The following is a 17,040-nucleotide window of genomic DNA, read 5'->3' as shown; positions in this document are numbered from 1 at the left end:
TCACGCCTCGCCGCGCACGAGCCCCAGCAGCCGGTCGAGGACCCGCTCGCCACCGGCCCGCAGCCCGTCGTGCTCGAACTCGTCGGTGACCCAGGTGCGCAGTCCCCTGACGGTGCGCGCGGTGCGCAGGGAGTGGGCCGTGTCCACGTACATGTCGTCGTGATAGACGGCGGCGGCCACCGGCACCTCGTTGCGCTCCAGGCGCGCGGGGTCGTACAGCGGGGCCCAGTCGGTGCGCTGCGCGAGCAGTTCGGCGGTCTCGCGCAGCGGGGCGAGGGAGGGGTCGCAGTGGAAGGCCCAGGGGTGCACGGACTCGCCGGTGAACAGGACGGGCGTGCCGGAGGCGAGGGCCTTCTCCGCGTCGAACTGCGGGAACTCGGCGCGGACCCGTTCGGCGGCCCAGCCGGTGGGCCGGTGGTCCTGGGCGTAGATCGCCTCGTGCAGAAGGGCGTACAGCGGGTGGGCGGCGTAGGAGAGCGCCCCCTGGGCCGCCTCCTGGAAGGCGTCGGAGAGCCTGGGCCCGGTGGCCGTCCGCACGAAGGCGTTCTCCAGCAGGTAGTGCAGCCGGTGGCTGCCCTCGCCGCCGCCGAGCATGATGCCGAGGGACTGGAACGCCTCGACGGTGAGCCGGTAGCCGCCGTTGAGCACGGGCCGGTAATCGGCGAGGTGTTCGGCGATGCGGCGGACCCGGTCCACGTCCTGCGGATAGCGGGCGTAGTGCGCGCTGACCTTGCGCTCGATCCTCGGATAGGCGGCGCGGTACACGTCGTCGGCGTGCGCGTCGAGGGAGGGCAGGCCGCCGGTGAGCAGCGCCGCGCTCAGTCCCTCGGGCGCGCTGGAGAGGTAGCGCGTGACGCAGAAGCCGCCGAAGCTCTGGCCGAGCACGGCCCAGGGGGCGCCGCCGGTGAGCGTCTCGCGGATCAGCTCGCAGTCGCGCACGATCGCGTCGGAGCGGAAGTGGGCGAGGTAGTCGGCCTGCTCGCGCGGTCCGCCGCGCAGGGGCAGCGTCTGCCGGTCGGCGGGGGTGGAGCGGCCGGTTCCGCGCTGGTCGAGGAGGAGGACCCGGTAGTCCCGCAGAGCGCGGCCGAGCCAGGCCTCCCGGCCCACGAACCGCCTCGCCCCGAAGCCGGGGCCGCCCTCCAGGTACACCAGCCAGGGGCGGTCGCCCGCACCCGGGTCGGTGGCGACGACCTCGCGGCCGTACACCTCGATCTGCTCGCCCTCGGGCCGGTCGTGGTCGAGGGGGACGGTGAAGAGCCGGTCGGTGAGGACGACTCCGGGCTGGCGGTAGGTGGCGGCCATGGTGCTCCTGGGGTGGTGGTGGTGCGCGGACCTCCCAGTTCAGCACATGCCGGCCGGCCGCTCCTCCCCCGGCCGCCCGGTGCGCCACGCTCTTTGGCGGCGCGCGCCTGATGCCGCATCGGGCGGGGCGTGCTTACGCTGACGGGCAGCCGTTGACCGACGAGGGAGCCGCGATGCGCGTCGCTCTGTGCCCGACCTGTGTGCACGACCCCCTGTTCCCGTGGGCGGGGGCATCCGCCCGCGGGCACGCGGGAGGTGGGGGGCGGTGATCCGCTTCGACCGGGTCGGCAAGCGCTACCCCGACGGCACGGACGCCGTCCACGATCTCTCCTTCGAGGTCGACGAGGGCGAGCTGGTGACCCTCGTCGGCCCCTCGGGCTGCGGCAAGACCACCACGATGATGATGGTCAACCGGCTCATCGAGCCCACCTCGGGCCGTATCGAGGTGGCGGGCGAGGACGTGATGTCCGTGGACCCGGTGCGGCTGCGGCGGCGTATCGGCTACGTCATCCAGCAGGTCGGCCTGTTCCCGCACCGCACCGTCCTCGACAACACGGCCACCGTCCCCGAGCTGGTCGGCTGGAAGCGCTCGCGGGCCCTCTCCCGCGCCGCCGAGCTGCTCGACCTCGTGGGGCTCGACCCGAAGACGTACGGCGGGCGCTATCCGGGGCAGTTGTCGGGCGGCCAGCGCCAGCGGGTCGGGGTCGCCAGGGCGCTGGCGGCCGATCCGCCGGTCCTGCTCATGGACGAGCCCTTCGGCGCGGTCGACCCCGTCGTACGGGAGAGGCTCCAGAACCAGTTCCTCGACCTCCAGCGTTCCCTGCGCAAGACGGTGCTGCTGGTGACGCACGACATCGAGGAGGCGGTACGGCTCGGCGACCGGATGGCGGTGTACGGACCCGGGAGGATCGAGCAGTACGACACGCCCGCGACGGTCCTGGGCCGTCCGGCGAGTGCCTACGTGGCGGAGTTCGTCGGCGCCGACCGGGGGCTGAAGCGGCTGTCGGTCACCGAGGTGCGCCCCGACGACCTGGAGGAGCCGCCGGTCGCGCGCTGCGCCGAGCCCGCCGGGCACGCGGCGGACCGGATGCGGTCCGAGGGCGCCCGCTGGGCCGTCGTCCTGGACGACGAGGGCGCGCTGCACGGCTGGGTGGGCCTGGAGGAGGTCGCGCGCGCGGAGGGGCGTACGGTCGGCGATCTCGCCCACCGCATGAACGCGTGGGTCCCGGTCGGTTCGCCGCTCAAGGGGGCGTTCGGGGTGATGCTCCAGCACGACGCCGGCTGGGTCGCGGTGCTGGACGGGGCCAGGTTCCTCGGGGTGCTCACTCCGGCGAAGCTGCACGAGGCGCTGCGCCGCTCGGTGGACGCGGACGCGCGCGGCGTGGGCCGCGAGGAGGCCGCCTTCGACTCGGTCCCGGACGCCTGAGGCACGCCGTGCCCGCAGGTGCGGCGCGCATCCGCGCAAGGGCACCGGCCGTCACTGGGTACGGCTGGGCACCGCGTGCGCTCCGGGGGCGGCGAGGACGAAGTCCTGACGGGTGACGCGGCCCTCGCGGGGCAGGACGCGGGTGACGGCCGGGGTGTGTCCCCTGGCGATGGCGAGAACGCTCACCCAGTTCTCGTCGAGTCCGGCCGCGCCCCAGCGCCCCTCCTCGTCGGTGACGGTCTTCAGCAGTTGCCTGCCGCCCTCGGCGAGGACGGTGATGAACACACCGGACGCCGGGCGTCCGTCGTCGTGGAACACCTCTCCGCCGAGCACGGTGGTGCGCTCACCGAAGGGATCGTGCGCGCCGGGGGTGACGGCGTGCGGGACGGGGGTCTCCAGCGCGGGGTCCTCGACGGGGGCCTCGGCGGTGGTGGGGCCGACCCTCTCCTTCTCCTTGCGGCGCATGAGGACGGCGCCCAGCACGACGAGCAGGACGCCCCCGGCGATCCAGGCGCACAGGACGAGTGTGGGCCGCAGGACACCCTTGCCGTCGAAGTAGAAGACGCCGTGGAGCGCGTCGATGACGTTGCCGAGCGGGAAGACGGGATGCAGCGCCCGGAAGAAGCCGGGGACCATCTGGTAGGGGATGGCGCCGCCGCTGGAGGGGATGGACAGGAGCACGAACAGGGTGATGGCGACGCCGGGGATGAACTGCCGTACGAACGGGACGAGTCCGAAGGTGGTCCAGGCGATGGCCTGGGTGAGCAGGAAGGCGTAGAGGATGCCGAGCGGTTCGTCGGGCACGATGTGCATGGCCCGGCCCACGAAGTAGCCGACGACGCTGATGAAGGCGGACAGGCCCACGATCGTGAGGAGCTTGCCGCGCCGGGTGAGGTTCACGCGGATGAGCATCATCACCACGATGTAGGCGCTGATGTTCCAGGACATGGCGAGGTAGAAGAGGCCGGTCCCGGTGGCGTCGCCGGAGGCGGTGGGGACGAGTTCGACGGTGCGCAGTCGCTGACCGCTCTGCTCGGCGAGGGGCCCGAAGGCGCCGCTGACGGTCTGTTCCAGCAGCCCCCCGGCGGCTTTCGCGAGGTAGAGGGTGGACTGCTGGCTGTCGGTGGTGAAGGCGGCCGAGACCTCGCGGTCGAGGACCTTGGAGCGGGCCTCGGCGGCGTCTCGCGCGGGCCGGACGGCGAAGGCGCCGGGCGCGGCCCGGTCGAGGGCGGCGCGTACCCGGTCCGCGGCGGCCGGCCCGGCGACGGCCACCCGTACGTCGTGCGGCTGCGGATTGTGGAAGGGCAGGGCGTAGCAGAAGAGGAAGCCGAAGAAGAACAGCAGCGGGAACCACAGTCCGCCGGCCAGGGTGCGTACGAGGTGGGACAGGGCGCTGCGCCGGCCGGAGCCGTCCGGGAGCTCCTCGGCAGCGGTTTCCGCGGTCATCGTGGGCCCTTCTGAGTGCGGGTGCGGGAGCGGTCAGACGAGGTGCTTGCTCCTGAGGTAGTCGCGGGCCACGTCCTGCGGCAGCCTGCGCCAGCTGTCCACGCGCCGGTTGAGGTCGGCCAGGTCGGACGTGGTGAGCACGGTGCTGAGCCGGCCGAGGGCCTTCGCGACCCGCGCCGAGCCGGCCTGCGCGCGGTTGACGACGGGCACGAGGTAGTCGGCGTTCTGCAGTCTGCGGTCGTCCTTGAGCAGGACGAGCCCGAAGTCGGGGAGGGTCGCGTCGGTGGTGGTCGTCGCGACCATCTGGGCGGTGCCGTCCTGCACGGCTTTCTTCGCCTGCGTGGTGCCCAGGCCCTTGGGGTCGATGCCGGTGATGTCGATGCCGTACGTCGTGCGCAGTCCGGGGGCGCAGTAGGGGCGGGTCGCGCACTCGTCGCCGGCCGCGATCCGTACCCGCAGTCCGGAGCGGCCGAGGTCGCTGAGCGTGCGCAGCCGATGCTCGCGCGCCCAGGTGGCGGAGACGGCGTAGGCGTTCTGGTCGACGGCGCGGCCCGGGTCGAGGACGCTCAGCCCGCGCGGGGCGGCGAGCCGGCGCAGCTCTCGCAGGGTCGTGTCGAGGTCGGGGGAGCCCACCGGGCGGGCGTCGGGCCCGTTCTTCTTGGTGTTCAGCCAGTCGGCGAAGGTCGCCGCGTACTCGGGGACGAGGTCGATCTGCCCGGACTCCAGGGCGGGTTCGTACAGTTCGCGGTTGGAGACGGTGAGGGTGTCGGTGCCGTAGCCGGCCTCGCGCAGCAGCAGGGCGTACATCTGGGCGAGCAGATCGCTCTCGGTGAAGCCGGCCGAGCCGATGGTGAGGTGCTTGTTGTCGCCGGGCGGGGCGGTGACCTCACCGCGGTTCTCCAGCGAGGGCCCGGTCGAGCAGCCCGCGAACAGGAACAGGGCGGCGAGGACGGTCACGAGGAGCGGGTTGCGCGGGCTCATGCCACCTCCCTCCCCCGGTGCGGCAGGAACCGTTCCGCGAGGACGAAGGCGCCCTCCACGAGCAGCGCGAAGACGGCGACGAGCACGGCGCCGGCGACGACCTGCGGGGTGGAGGCGAGGTTGAACCCGGCGGTGATGATCCGGCCCAGTCCGCCGCCGCCCGCGAGCGCGGCGATGGTCGCGGTGGCCACGAGCTGGACGGCGGCGACGCGTACGCCGGTGAGAATGAGCGGCAGGGCGAGCGGCACCTCGACGCGGCGCAGCATCTGGGTGCCCGTCATGCCCATGCCGCGCGCGGCGCGCACGATCTCGCGGTCGACACCGCGCATGCCGACGTAGGCGTTGGTGAGCAGCGGCGGCAGGGCGAACAGGACGAGAGCGAGGATTGTGGGGCCTTCGCTCCAGCGGCCGACCGGGGTCAGCAGGAGCAGGACCAGCACGGCGAAGGTGGGGACGGCGCGGCCGACGTTGGAGAGGTTGACGGCGAGCGCGCCGCCCCTGCCGAGATGTCCGAGGACCAGTGCCACGGGCAGGGCGAGCAGGCAGCTGACGAGGAGGCACACCGCGGTCAGCACGAGGTGTTCGAGCAGCCGGTGCCCGATGCCGTTCTCCCCGGCCCAGTGCGCGGAGTCGGTGAGCCAGTCCCAGGAGTCGCCGAGGGTCTTCATACGCGGGTCCACGGGGTGAGCAGCCGCTGGACCAGGAGCAGCAGCAGGTCGGCGAGGACGGCGATCACGACGCACAGCACGGAGGCGGTCAGGACCTGTGCCTTGAAGAAGGTGTTCATCCCGGAGTAGACGAGGTTGCCGAGCCCGCCGAAGCCGACGATGGCGCCGACGGTGACGAGGGAGACCGCCGAGACGGCCGCGATCCGCAGGCCGGCCATCGACGCGGGCAGCGCGAGCGGCAGTTCCACGGTGAGCAGGAGCCGCACGGGCCCGTATCCCATGCCCCGGGCGGCCTGCCGGGTCTCCTCGGGCACGGCGCGCAGTCCGGCGAGGATGTTGCGCACCAGCAGCGTCAGTGAGTAGAGGACGAGTCCGGCGACGACGAGGGTCGCGGAGAGCCCGTAGAGCGGCAGCAGCAGGGAGAACATGGCGAGCGAGGGGATCGTGTAGAGGATGGTGGTGGCGGCCAGCACGGGCCCGGCCGCCCAGCCCCAGCGCCGGGCGAGTACGGCGAGCGGTACGGCGAGGGCGAGGGCGATGCCGACGGAGACGGCCGTCAGCTCGACGTGCTGCACGACGGCGTCGAGCAGGATGTGCCGCCGGGTGCTCAGGTACTCCCCGCAGATCCACTCGTTACGCGCGAGGCAGTCGTCGGGGGTGGCTCTCACCCGTTCATTGCACCGGGGCGGGCGCCGCGCGGCGCGCTGGGCGGCGCCGTACGGGTGGCGCGGCCGGAGCGCGGCCCTCCCGGTGCCCGGCGCGGAAGGGCGCGCTGTCGCGGCTGAGGGCGGTGGGTCTAGGTTGGGTCGCATGAGCAACCTGGACACGCGTCCCCAGCCGAAGGTGTGCGGCGGGCGCGGCTTCGTCGTCGCCGAGCCCGTCCGTGAACTGCTGAGCCCCCGCCACCTGCGGCTCGGCGAGTCGACGGAGGTGCGGCGGCTGCTGCCGAACCTGGGCCGGCGCATGATCGGCGCCTGGGCCTTCGTCGACCACTACGGCCCGGACGACATCGCGGACGAGCCCGGTATGCAGGTCCCTCCGCACCCGCACATGGGACTGCAGACCGTCAGCTGGCTGCACGAGGGCGAGGTGCTGCACCGGGACTCGCTGGGCAGTCTCCAGACCGTGCGCCCTCGCGAACTGGGCCTGATGACCTCGGGCCGGGCGATCTCCCACTCCGAGGAGAGCCCGAAGTCCCACGCGCGTCTCCTGCACGGCGCCCAGCTGTGGGTCGCTCTCCCCGACGCGCACCGGCACGTCGAACCGCACTTCGAGTACCACCCCGACCTGCCGACCGTCGAGGCGCCCGGACTGACCGCGACCCTGCTGCTCGGCTCCCTGGACGGCACGACCTCCCCCGGCACCGCGTACACCCCGATCGTCGGCGCGGACCTGAGCCTGGCCTCGGGCGCGCGGGCGCGGCTGCCTCTGGAACGGGACTTCGAGTACGGCGTCCTCGCGATGTCCGGCGAGGTCGTGGTCGACGGAGTCCCGGTCGCCGCCGGCTCCCTCCTCTACCTGGGCTGCGGCCGCGAGGAACTGCCCCTGCGCGCCGAGTCGGACGCCTCGGTGATGCTCCTGGGCGGCGAGCCGTTCGCGGAGGAGCTGATCATGTGGTGGAACTTCGTCGCCCGCTCCCAGGAAGAGATCGTGAAGGCTCGCGAGGACTGGACGAAGGGGGCCCGGTTCGGCGAGGTGAAGGGGTACGACCGAGCCCCGCTACCGGCACCCGAGCTGCCGCCGGTGCCGTTGAAACCACGTGGAAGGGTGCGCTGACCGGGGAGTGTCCCGTCTTCTGGGCGGATAGACCCGAGAGGATGTCTCCGACCGCCTCACCGACTCAGCTTCTTCCGCGGTGGCCGCCAGCGGATGGACGGTGGGGCTTGCCCCAGGCTTCCCTGTCGTCCAGGGGTGAGGTCCCCCGTGCGGAGGTACGGGTGCCGGGAAGACCGCGCGGGCGCGGGTGGTTGCGGGCCTGACGGGGGGTCAGGCGCGGCTCGTGCCCCGCCGCGTGCAGGGTGGCGAACCGCGTCCAAGGGCCTTGTGGGGCGCTGTCGGCCCGGCTAGGTTGCCGGATGCGCCTGTTGGCGGAAGGGCGGACTGCCACCGCCTTTCCTCCCCCCACCACGGCGGGCGCGGTACCCCTGCGCGGCCGCACTCCAGGGACGGCCGGGCCGAATGAGGCAGACCGAAAGGGCATCCCCCCATGAGCATCTCCCGACGTTCCTTCCTCGTGTCCGGCGCCGCCGTGGCGGCCGCGGCGGCCGGTGGTGTGACGGCGACGCAGGCCGGCGCGTCCCCCGCGCCCGCCGCCGGTCCGGCCGCCTCCCCCGTGGGCGACGTGGTCGGCAAGATAACCGTCGGCTACCAGGGCTGGTTCGCGTGCAAGGGCGACAGCGCCCCGATCGACGGCTGGTGGCACTGGAGCCCCGACATGGGCAAGGCGCCCGCACAGGGCGCGAGCAGCGCCAAGTCCTGGCCCGACGTGGCGGACTACACACGCACCTATCCCACCGCCATGGCGGACCTGAACGGTGGTGGCGAAGCCGCTCTGTTCTCGTCCTGGGACCAGCAGTCGGTGGACACCCACTTCCGCTGGATGCGGGAGCACGACATCGACACCGCCGCGCTCCAGCGCTTCAACCCGTTCAGCCCGGAGGGGCCCACGCGCGACGGCATGGCGCAGAAGGTGCGGCAGGCGGCGGAGGCCGCCGGCCGGAAGTTCTACATCATGTACGACGTCACCGGCTGGACCTCGATGCAGTCCGAGATCAAGCAGGACTGGACCGAGAAGATGAAGGCGCACACCTCCTCCAGCGCCTACGCGCGGCAGAACGGCAAGCCGGTGGTGTGCGTATGGGGTTTCGGGTTCAGCGACGACGCGCGCCCCTTCGCCCCGGGCCCGTGCCTCGATGTCGTCAACTGGTTCAAGGATCAGGGCTGTTACGTGATCGGCGGGGTGCCCACGCACTGGCGCACCGGCACCGAGGACTCGCGGGCCGGCTTCGGGGACGTCTACCGCGCCTTCCACATGCTCTCGCCGTGGATGGTGGGCCGTATCGGCAGCGCCGAGCAGTCCGACCAGTTCTACCGCGACGTCAACACCCCCGACCAGGCGGACTGCGACGCGCACGGCATCGACTACCAGCCGTGCGTGATGCCCGGTGACCTCCAGGAGGGGCAGCGGGCCCACGGAGACTTCATGTGGCGGCAGTTCTACAACATGAAGCGGGTGGGCGCGCAGGGCATCTACATCTCGATGTTCGACGAGTACAACGAGGGCAACCAGATCGCGAAGACGGCGGCGACCGCCGCCGACGTTCCGTCCGGCTCCGGGGTCAGGGCGCTGGACGAGGACGGCACCGCCTGCTCCTCGGACTACTACCTGCGGCTGACCGGCGACGGCGGGCGCATGCTCAAGGGCGAGCTTGCGCTGACCGAGACCCGGCCGACGCCCACCACCGTGTAGTGGTAGGGCAGTTGCGACCGTGAGGGGGCCGAGCGCCTGAGGCCGATGTGCACGAGGTGTACGAGGCCCGGCACCCCCTGGATCACGGCAGCAGGCGCCCGGACTGCCTCCCGTGCCGCCCGGACCACGGGGCAGGTGCGCTGAACCGGCCGTGGACACCCGGCGGCGGGAACCGCCCCGGGGCGCGCTGGAGAGGCGGAGCGCGGTGGCGCGGGCGGCTCACACCGGCCCCGGCGCCACCGCCGCCCACTGCTCGTCGTCGGCCGCGAGCAGCTCGCGGAGCCGCTTCGGCGGCGGGAGCGGGCCATGGTCGGCGGTGACCGAGAGCGCGGAGGCGGCCGTGAGGTGGCCCAGGCGCAGGGCCCGGACCGGGTCGTGCTCCGCCTCGGTTCCGTACCGGGCCGCGAGGAAGCCGGCGGCGAAGGCGTCGCCCGCCCCGACCGGCTCCAGCACCCGCACGCGGGGCGCCGGCACCACGCACCTCGTCCGGCCGTCGAAGGCGGTCGCGGCCACGGAGCCGTCCTTGACGACCACGGTCGCCGGGCCCGGCAGCAGTTCCCGTACCGCCGTCGCGTCGGGGACGGCGCGGGGGCCGCCCCAGAGGCCCTGTGCCTCGTCGAGGCCGACGAAGACGATGTCGGCCCGGTCCGCGAGGTCGCGCAGCACACTCGCCGCCTTCGCCGGTCCCGGCCAGAGCGCGGGCCGGTGGTTGACGTCGAAGGAGACGGGGCGGAGCCCGGACCGGTCCGGGTCCAGCGCCTCCTCGACGAGCGCACGGCAACTGGCCGACAGGGCGGCCGTGACGCCACTGAGGTGCAGCAGCCGGGCCTCTCGCAGGGAGGGGTCCGCGAGCAGTTCCGGGCCGAGCCCGGCGGCGGCCGAGCCCTTCCGGTAGTAGTGCACGCGCGTGGTGCCCGGGGCGCCGGGGTCCTTCGCCAGGAGCCCTGTGGGGCGGGCGGCGACGGTGCGTACTCCCGACACGTCCACCCCCGCCGCCGCGACCTTGCGCAGGACCAGCCGCCCGAAGGGGTCCTCGCCGACGGCGGAGACCCAGCGGGCGGGCGTGCCGAGGGCGGCGAGGTACATGGCGACGTTCGACTCCGATCCCGCGACCTCCAGGCGCAGCCGGTCCGCCGTGTCGAGTGGGCCCACCGGTTCGGGGGCGAGCGCCGCCATCGTCTCCCCCACGCACACCACGGGTCCGCGGCCCCGCTCCGTCGCCCTCAACGGGACACCCCCGCGCACGCGGCGAGGGCGCGAAAAGCGCGGGCGCGTTCCCGCAGTGCCTCCAGGTCCCCGCCGGCGTTCGCCGCGTCACCGAGCAGCGGCCCGCCGACCCCCACCGCGAGCGCGCCCGCCGCGAGATAGGCGGGGACGGCCTCCGCGTCCACCCCTCCGACCGGCACGAACGGCAGGGCCGGGAAGGGACCGCGCAGCGCCCGTAGGTAGCCGGGCCCGCCGACGGCCGAGGCGGGGAAGATCTTGTAGGCGCTCGCGCCCCGGTCGCGCGCGGCCAGAACGTCGGTCGGCGTCATCACCCCGGCCAGGACGGGCAGGCCGAGTTCGGCGGCGGTGGCGACCGCCTCGCTCACTCCGGGGGTCACGAGGTAGTCGGCGCCCGCCGCCCGCGCCGCGCGGGCCTCGGCTGCGGTGAGCACCGTACCGGCGCCGAGCGGGGCGTCCGCCCCGAGGGCGGCGCGGGCGCGGGCGAGAACGTCCAGGGCGCCCGCACCGGACAGGGACACCTCGATGAGCGGTATCCCTTCCTCCGCGAGGGCGAGGACGGCCGCGAGGGAGGCGTCCGGGTCGTCGCCGCGCACGATCGCCAGCAGGCGGTGCTCACGCAGGGCGTCCAGCAGGTCGAAGGAGGTCATGGCCTTGCTCCCGGGGTCGGTCGATGGGGAAAGGGGATGCCCGGAGGCACACGGGGCCTTCGGGGAACGCGCGCGCCGGCGGCCGTGCGCACGGCGGGTGGTCGGCGGTCACCGGTGCGGTGCCCGTCCGCCCCGCGAGGCCCCTACGCCTCGCCGGGCGGCGCGTCCAGGGTCAGCCGCCAGCGCACCTCGCCGGAGTCCGGTACGCGGGCTGCCTCGGAGTCCTCGGCCGAGGCGAGGTCGAAAACCCGGCCGAGCATCGGTTCGACGCCCACGGAACGATAGGGGGACGGGGCGGGGAAACCCCCGAGGTTGCGCCACAGCGCGACGGAGACGGGCTGCCCGGCGGCCTCCAGCCGCAGCCGCAGCACGTGCGGTCCGTCCCGTACGAGCACCTCCGGGGCCTCCACGACGGCGCCCACCGCGGAACCGTCGTCCGGGCCGAGCCGGTCGAGGTGGTGGCCCCGCGCGGTGGGCCACTCGCCCGGCGACCACTGGTTCCCGCCGTCCGGGTACAGGCGCAGCCGCGCGCCGGCGGGCAACACGATCCGGGCCGCGGCCGAGAGATCCAGCAGGGCGTGCGCCGCCCACAGGAAGCGGTAGCCGGGGGCGGCCGTTAGCCGGTAGTCCGCCACGAGAGTGTCACCCCCCGGCCCGGGGGCGATACGGCGTGCGAGGCGGAAGTCCGGGGTGCGCGTGCGCTCCTCGCCCGCCGACCGCCACCAGGCCCTGCTCCACACGTCCCCGTGGTCGGGCACGCCCCGCACGGTGGGCAGGCACTCCTCCAGACCTCCCGCGTCGACGAACGCGTCTCCCGGCCGCACCCCGGCACGGCGGGGGTCGGCGCGGTGCCACAACCACTCCCGGCCGCCGGCCCGCAGCGAGGTCCACCGGCCGCCGTGCGCCGGGTCGGTCACCGCGCGCGGGGTGCGCCCCTCGCTCACCATTCGGCGAAGGCCCCGTCCTCGTGGCGCCACACGGGGTTGCGCCAGCGATGCCCGAAGCGGTCGGCGGCGCGTACCGCCTGCTCGTCGATCACGACCCCGAGCCCTGGCAGGCCGGAACGCTCGGCATGGCCGTCGGTGAAGCGGAACGGCTCGGTGTCCACCAGCCACGAGAGCAGATCGGCCGTCTTGTTGTAGTGGATGCCCCTGCTCTGCTCCTGGATCAGGAAGTTCGGTGTGGCGAAGGCGACTTGCAGACTGGCCGCGAGCGCCACCGGGCCGAGGGGGCAGTGCGGGGCGAGCAGGGCCCCGTAGGTGTCGGCGAGGGAGGCGATGCGGTGCACCTCGGAGATGCCGCCCGCGTGCGAGAGGTCGGGCTGGGCGACCGCGACGCCGGCGGTGAGCGCGGGCAGGAAGTCGGCCCGTCCGTAGAGCCGTTCGCCGGTGGCGATGGGTACCGGCCCCGCCGCCGCGACCAGGCCCGGCAGCAGGTGCCCCTGTTCCGGCAGCAGCGGCTCCTCGACGAACAGGGGGTGCAGGGGGGCGATCTCGTGGAGCACCCGCCGTGCCGCGGCCGGGGCGAAGCGGCCGTGGAAGTCCACGGCCACGTCCCGGCCGGCGCCCAGCACCTCGCGTACGGCGGCCACCCGTTCCACGACACCCGCCGTCTCGGCCGGGGTGCCGATGGCGTTCGCGCGGCCCGCCGCGTTCATCTTGACCGCGGTGAAACCGGCTTCCACCTGCGCCCGGACCTCCTCGGCCAGCCGCTCCGGTTCGTCGCCGCCCACCCACGCGTACACGCGCACCCGGTCCCTGACCGCCCCGCCGAGCAGCGCGTGCACCGGGACGCCGTAGGTCTTCCCCGCGATGTCCCACAACGCCTGGTCGAGACCGGCGACCGCGCTGGAGAGCACCGGGCCGCCCCGGTAGAAACCGCCCTTCGTCATGACCTGCCAGTGGTCCTCGATGCGCAGCGGGTCCTTGCCGAGAAGGTACTCGGCGAGCACCTCGACCGCGGCGCGGACGACTTCCGCGCGCCCCTCGACGACCGGCTCTCCCCATCCGACGACGCCCTCGTCGGTCTCGATCCGGCAGAAGAGCCAGCGGGGCGGGACGAGGAACGTCTCCACACGTACTATCTTCACGAGGTTTTCCGGTCCTTCGCAGTAGTACGGACGCCGGTGGCCGGTTGCCTTCCGGGAGGGCCGTGGACCCTGCCGAGGTCGCGCAGGGCCTGGTCGAGCAGTGAGCGCATCGCCTGCTCGGCGCCCGCCGGGTCGCCGGCCCGTATCGCCTCCACCACCGCCCGGTGACTGGGCAGCGGGTCCTCGCCGAGCGAGGAGGAGTGCACGATCTCGTCGCGGTGCGCCAGCCCGGACTCGATGACCATCTCCATCCGGTCCAGCAACTCGTTGTGCGTCGCCGCGAGCAGCGCCCGGTGGAAGGCCAGGTCCGCGGCCACGGCGTGCGCCGCGTCCCCTTCCGTGCCCATGGCTTCCAGCGCGGCGTCGAGTGCGGCGAGGTCGTCGTCGGTCCGGCGCAGCGCGGCGAACCGTGCGGCGGCCGGCTCGATGACTCCGCGTACCTCGTTGAGGTCGTGCAGCAGGCCGTCGTCCGTGCCCGCGGTCTTGCTGTCCGTGAACTGCCAGCGCAGCACGTCGGCGTCGAGCAGGTTCCAGTGCGCGCGAGGGCGTACGAAGGTGCCGCGCTTCTGCCGGGCGTCCACCATCCCCTTCGCGGCGAGCACCTTCAACGACTCGCGCAGCGTTGTCAGGCTCACGTCCAGCTCCGCCTGAAGCCCCACCAGATCGAGTGTGGCGCCCTCGGGCAACTCTCCGCTGAGTACCCGGCGCGCGAGTGTCTCCACTGTCTGCCCGTGCACCCCGCGACGCGCGTATGGCGTCATTCGTTCTACCCCTCTCTTCACGCCGGCCCGGTCCCGGGCCGGCGCTCCGTCATGCGGACGCCTTGGCGACGCTCCAGCCGCCGTCCACCAGAAGACTGGCACCAGTGATGAAGCCTGCCTCGTCGGCCGCGAGGAAGGCGACGGCCGCGGCCACTTCCTGCGGAGTGCCGAAGCGCCCCACCGCCGTCTCCGCGATGCTGCGTTCCCGGTCCTCGGCCGCCACCCTGTCCCACGCGGCGGTGAGGACGGGACCGGGCAGCACGGTGTTGACGCGGACCCGGGGGCCGTACTCGACGGCGAGCTGGCCGCCCAGCGACAACAGCCCGCCCTTCGTCGCGGCGTAGGCCGGGTGCCCGGGGATGCCCTTGTGGGCGTGGACCGACGAGGTCAGGACGATCGCGCCACGCCGCTCCAGCAGGTCCGGCAGGGCCGCCTTGACGCCGAGGAAGGCGCCCGTGAGGTTGACGGAGAGCTGCCGCTCCCACGAGGTGAGCGCCATCTCGTGCGCGGGCCGCACCTCGACGGTGTAGGCGTTGCTGACGAGGACGTCGACCGGCCCGAAGCCGTGCGCCGCTTCCAGTACCCGGTCCCAGTCCGTCGCCTCGGCGACGTCGGCGTGGACGAAGACCGCCCGCCCGCCACCGTCACGGATCGCGGCCGCGACGCGCTCACCGGCCGCTTCCGAGACGTCGGCGAGCACCACGGCGGCTCCTTCGTCCGCCAGCCGGTGCGCCGTCGCCGCGCCGATGCCGGAGGCGGCACCGGTGACGACGGCCACCTTGCGGGTGAAGCGGGCTGCGCTGTTCATGTACGGATCTGCTCCTTGAGACGGGTCGCGCGGGGCGCGACGGAGACCGGGGGGCGGGGCGCGGGGTCAGCACCGGGCCAGGACGACGAGTGCGGCGTCGTGCTCGGCGCTCCAGGCGAAGGGCAGCCCCGTGTGCCGGAGGTAGGCGCCGCTGTACTCCTGGCCCGAGCTCTCGTCGCGGTAGCGCGCGAGGGGGTCGAGGCCCCGCAGCCGCAGCCGCGCAGCCCGGCCGGGCACCAGCGGCGCACCGTCCAGCGGCCCGGTGCTGAACGCCACCACCGCGAGCCGTCCCCCGTCGCGTGCGGTGTGCTGAATTCCGTACGAGGGGTCCCCGGGCGTTCCCAGCAGATGGACCTCGCCGTGGTGGACCAGCTCCCGTACGTCCTTGTACCGCGCGATCCAGCGCGCCGCGGTGGCCCGTCGCCCGGCCGGCCACCGCCGGATGTCCGCGCCGATTCCGAGGACGCCGGAAACGGCGCTGGCGAAACGGAAGTCGAGCGAGCGCGGTCGCGGGTCGAAGAGGCCCGGGGAGTCGGTCACCCACGCGCTCATGGTGTGCGGGGCGTGCGCGTGCAGGTAGCCGTACTGGATGGCCAGCCGGTCCATCGGGGCGGTGTTGTCGCTGGGCCAGACGACGTCCGTCCGGGCCAGGGTGGCGTGCTCGATCCGGCCGCCGCCGCCCGCGCATCCCTCGACGGTGACGTGCGGGTGGCGCTGCCTGAGGTGGTCCAGCACGCGCAGGTACCCGGCGACGTGCTCGGCGTCCAGATCGACCTCGTCCGGGCGTACTCCGGGCCGGCCGCGCTCGGTCGGCGGTCGGTTCATGTCCCACTTCAGGTAGGAGACGGCGTGCTCGTCCAGCAGCCTGTCCAGCGTCGAGAGGACGAACTCCTGGACGTCCTCCCGGCCGAGGTCGAGCAGCAGCTGGTTGCGCACGAGCCGGGAGGGGCGCCCCTCCACTCGGTAGACCCACTCGGGGTGTTCCGCGTACAGACGGGAGCGGGGGCTCACCGCCTCCGGTTCGACCCACAGGCCGAAGTCCAGGCCCAGCGCCCGTACGTCCTCGACGAAGGCGTCGAACCCGCCGGGGAAGGCGGCCGGGTCGGGGTACCAGTCGCCGAGCCCGCCGGTGTCGTCGTCCCTGCCGGGGAACCAGCCGTCGTCCACGACGAACAGTTCCACCCCCATGTCGGCGGCCGTGCGCGCCAGTTCCAGCTGCGAGCCGGCGTCCACCGCGAAGGAGGTGGCCTCCCACGAGTTGTAGAGCACCTTGCGGGTGCGGTGCAGGCGGTCGCCCGAGAGGTGTCGCTCGTAGCGGTGCCACACGCGGGACAGCCCGCCGAGCCCCTCGGCGCTGAACGCGCAGGCCAGCCGGGGAGTGGTCACCGTCTGCCCCGGCCGGAGCAGGACCGCGCCCTCGTGCGGGACCCTTCCCGCGCGCACCCGCACCGCGCCGGAGGGTTCCGCGTCGGCGCTGATACGCCAGTTCCCCGGCCACGCGAGCGCGATCCCGTAGGTCGGGGTGTCGCCCTCCTCGGGCCGCGCGGCGTCCTGGACGGCGAGCCAGGGGGCGTAGGCGTGGCCGGGAACCCCCTGCGTGCTGCCGATCTCGAACCGGCCCCGCCGCAGGTCGGTCCGCGTGCGGGTGAACTCCTGCGACCACTGACCGCTCAGGCAGGTCAGCCGCGCTCCCGCGTCGCCGACGGGCACGTTCACGGCCGCGGAGTCCAGCCGCTCCAGCCGCAGCGGTTCCGCGCCCGTGCAGCTCAGCTCCGTCCAGCGCAGCAGTACGTCCGTCAGCGGCACGCTCTCGTAGCGCAGCACCACCCGCAGGCCGAGCCGCTCGTCGAGGAAGGTGAGCGCGAGCGAGCGGTCGCCGTCCTGCTCGGCGCCGGCGAAGCGCCACCACACTCCCCGCTCGCCGTCCGGCCGCGCGACGACGAGGTCGGCGCCGGTGAAGGGCCGCAGACCGTGCGGTATGTACTCCGCCGGAGCGGCGTCCGCCGGGGTGAGGAAGTGGGTGCGCCGCGACCAGTCCAGCGGCGAGGGGCCCTCCTCGGCACCGCGCGGCCCCCACGCCGACAGTTCGGGCCACTGCCCGCAGCCGGGCCCGTCCCCGTCCCCTTCGCCACCGAGGGCGACCGCGTAGACGGTGTTCTCGGTGCGCAGCAGCCACCGCTCGGGGGCCGTGTCCGGTGTCCGGGCGGGCTCCGTCC

General features: G+C 73.8%; 15 protein-coding genes. 3 read left to right on the top strand and 12 right to left on the bottom strand.

Annotated features, from left to right (window positions below; genetic code table 11):
• Positions 1-1,302 carry an alpha/beta fold hydrolase gene (locus ACFYMP_RS08730; RefSeq protein ID WP_388852744.1) on the bottom strand — a complete coding sequence of 434 codons (1,302 nt, stop codon included), beginning with the start codon at positions 1,300-1,302 and terminating at the stop codon, positions 1-3.
• 265 nt (positions 1,303-1,567) lie between these two features.
• On the opposite strand from ACFYMP_RS08730, the gene ACFYMP_RS08725 reads away from it, so the two are divergent.
• Positions 1,568-2,728 (top strand): ABC transporter ATP-binding protein, encoded by a 1,161-nt coding sequence (locus ACFYMP_RS08725; protein ID WP_388852741.1) that lies wholly within the window; start codon positions 1,568-1,570, stop codon positions 2,726-2,728.
• Between the two features lie 51 nt (positions 2,729-2,779).
• On the opposite strand, the gene ACFYMP_RS08720 is transcribed toward ACFYMP_RS08725, so the two are convergent.
• The 4 genes from ACFYMP_RS08720 to ACFYMP_RS08705 are packed head-to-tail and all read right to left on the bottom strand — an operon-like array spanning position 2,780 to position 6,491.
• Positions 2,780-4,174 (bottom strand): hypothetical protein, encoded by a 1,395-nt coding sequence (locus ACFYMP_RS08720; RefSeq protein ID WP_388852738.1) that lies wholly within the window; start codon positions 4,172-4,174, stop codon positions 2,780-2,782.
• A 33-nt stretch (positions 4,175-4,207) separates the two neighbouring features.
• Entirely contained in the window at positions 4,208-5,155 is a 948-nt protein-coding gene (locus tag ACFYMP_RS08715) for an ABC transporter substrate-binding protein (protein WP_388852735.1), read from the bottom strand.
• Positions 5,152-5,823, bottom strand: a complete 672-nt coding sequence (locus ACFYMP_RS08710) for an ABC transporter permease (protein WP_388852732.1) — start codon at positions 5,821-5,823, stop codon at positions 5,152-5,154. Before ACFYMP_RS08710 ends, ACFYMP_RS08715 begins: the two co-directional genes overlap by 4 nt.
• Positions 5,820-6,491, bottom strand: a complete 672-nt coding sequence (locus ACFYMP_RS08705) for an ABC transporter permease (RefSeq protein ID WP_388852729.1) — start codon at positions 6,489-6,491, stop codon at positions 5,820-5,822. The genes ACFYMP_RS08710 and ACFYMP_RS08705 overlap by 4 nt, the downstream gene beginning before the upstream one ends.
• 142 nt (positions 6,492-6,633) lie before the next feature.
• Between ACFYMP_RS08705 and ACFYMP_RS08700 the strand changes: the two genes are divergently transcribed.
• Together ACFYMP_RS08700 and ACFYMP_RS08695 are read left to right on the top strand one after the other, a co-directional pair.
• Entirely contained in the window at positions 6,634-7,599 is a 966-nt protein-coding gene (locus ACFYMP_RS08700) for a pirin family protein (RefSeq protein ID WP_388852726.1), read from the top strand.
• 430 nt (positions 7,600-8,029) lie between these two features.
• Positions 8,030-9,292, top strand: a complete 1,263-nt coding sequence (locus ACFYMP_RS08695) for a glycoside hydrolase family 71/99-like protein (protein WP_388852722.1) — start codon at positions 8,030-8,032, stop codon at positions 9,290-9,292.
• Positions 9,293-9,511: 219 nt separating this feature from the next.
• On the opposite strand, the gene ACFYMP_RS08690 is transcribed toward ACFYMP_RS08695, so the two are convergent.
• The 7 genes from ACFYMP_RS08690 to ACFYMP_RS08660 all read right to left on the bottom strand — a co-directional run bounded on the left by ACFYMP_RS08690 (position 9,512) and on the right by ACFYMP_RS08660 (position 16,996).
• Entirely contained in the window at positions 9,512-10,519 is a 1,008-nt protein-coding gene (locus tag ACFYMP_RS08690; protein WP_388852719.1) for a sugar kinase, read from the bottom strand.
• On the bottom strand, positions 10,516-11,166 hold the full coding sequence (locus ACFYMP_RS08685) for a bifunctional 4-hydroxy-2-oxoglutarate aldolase/2-dehydro-3-deoxy-phosphogluconate aldolase (RefSeq protein ID WP_388852716.1): 651 nt from the start codon (positions 11,164-11,166) through the stop codon (positions 10,516-10,518). Before ACFYMP_RS08685 ends, ACFYMP_RS08690 begins: the two co-directional genes overlap by 4 nt.
• A gap of 143 nt (positions 11,167-11,309) precedes the next feature.
• Positions 11,310-12,113, bottom strand: a complete 804-nt coding sequence (locus ACFYMP_RS08680) for a hypothetical protein (RefSeq protein WP_388852713.1) — start codon at positions 12,111-12,113, stop codon at positions 11,310-11,312.
• Entirely contained in the window at positions 12,107-13,255 is a 1,149-nt protein-coding gene (dgoD, locus tag ACFYMP_RS08675; protein WP_388852710.1) for a galactonate dehydratase, read from the bottom strand. Before dgoD ends, ACFYMP_RS08680 begins: the two co-directional genes overlap by 7 nt.
• Positions 13,252-14,016: a FadR/GntR family transcriptional regulator gene (locus tag ACFYMP_RS08670; RefSeq protein ID WP_388852707.1), complete on the bottom strand. Its 765-nt coding sequence runs from the start codon at positions 14,014-14,016 to the stop codon at positions 13,252-13,254. The genes dgoD and ACFYMP_RS08670 overlap by 4 nt, the downstream gene beginning before the upstream one ends.
• Positions 14,017-14,065: 49 nt before the next feature.
• The gene (locus tag ACFYMP_RS08665; RefSeq protein WP_388852704.1) at positions 14,066-14,824 is read right to left on the bottom strand and encodes an SDR family NAD(P)-dependent oxidoreductase; all 759 of its coding nucleotides are present in this window, start codon (positions 14,822-14,824) and stop codon (positions 14,066-14,068) included.
• A gap of 66 nt (positions 14,825-14,890) precedes the next feature.
• Entirely contained in the window at positions 14,891-16,996 is a 2,106-nt protein-coding gene (locus ACFYMP_RS08660) for an alpha-galactosidase (RefSeq protein ID WP_388853287.1), read from the bottom strand.
• Positions 16,997-17,040: the final 44 nt, after the last annotated feature.

Source organism: Streptomyces sp. NPDC007088 (genome assembly GCF_042869355.1).
Taxonomy (GTDB): domain Bacteria; phylum Actinomycetota; class Actinomycetes; order Streptomycetales; family Streptomycetaceae; genus Streptomyces.
Note: the sequence above shows the minus strand (reverse complement) of the source record. Positions and strands in the feature narration are given on the sequence as shown.

Excerpts from the sequence above, each read along its gene's own strand:
- ACFYMP_RS08730 (WP_388852744.1), bottom strand. The coding sequence starts at position 1,302 with ATGGCCGCCACCTACCGCCAGCCCGGAGTCGTCCTCACCGACCGGCTC.
- ACFYMP_RS08720 (WP_388852738.1), bottom strand. The coding sequence starts at position 4,174 with ATGACCGCGGAAACCGCTGCCGAGGAGCTCCCGGACGGCTCCGGCCGG.
- ACFYMP_RS08715 (WP_388852735.1), bottom strand. The coding sequence starts at position 5,155 with ATGAGCCCGCGCAACCCGCTCCTCGTGACCGTCCTCGCCGCCCTGTTC.
- ACFYMP_RS08710 (WP_388852732.1), bottom strand. The coding sequence starts at position 5,823 with ATGAAGACCCTCGGCGACTCCTGGGACTGGCTCACCGACTCCGCGCAC.
- ACFYMP_RS08700 (WP_388852726.1), top strand. The coding sequence starts at position 6,634 with ATGAGCAACCTGGACACGCGTCCCCAGCCGAAGGTGTGCGGCGGGCGC.
- ACFYMP_RS08695 (WP_388852722.1), top strand. The coding sequence starts at position 8,030 with ATGAGCATCTCCCGACGTTCCTTCCTCGTGTCCGGCGCCGCCGTGGCG.
- ACFYMP_RS08685 (WP_388852716.1), bottom strand. The coding sequence starts at position 11,166 with ATGACCTCCTTCGACCTGCTGGACGCCCTGCGTGAGCACCGCCTGCTG.
- ACFYMP_RS08680 (WP_388852713.1), bottom strand. The coding sequence starts at position 12,113 with ATGGTGAGCGAGGGGCGCACCCCGCGCGCGGTGACCGACCCGGCGCAC.
- ACFYMP_RS08670 (WP_388852707.1), bottom strand. The coding sequence starts at position 14,016 with ATGACGCCATACGCGCGTCGCGGGGTGCACGGGCAGACAGTGGAGACA.
- ACFYMP_RS08665 (WP_388852704.1), bottom strand. The coding sequence starts at position 14,824 with ATGAACAGCGCAGCCCGCTTCACCCGCAAGGTGGCCGTCGTCACCGGT.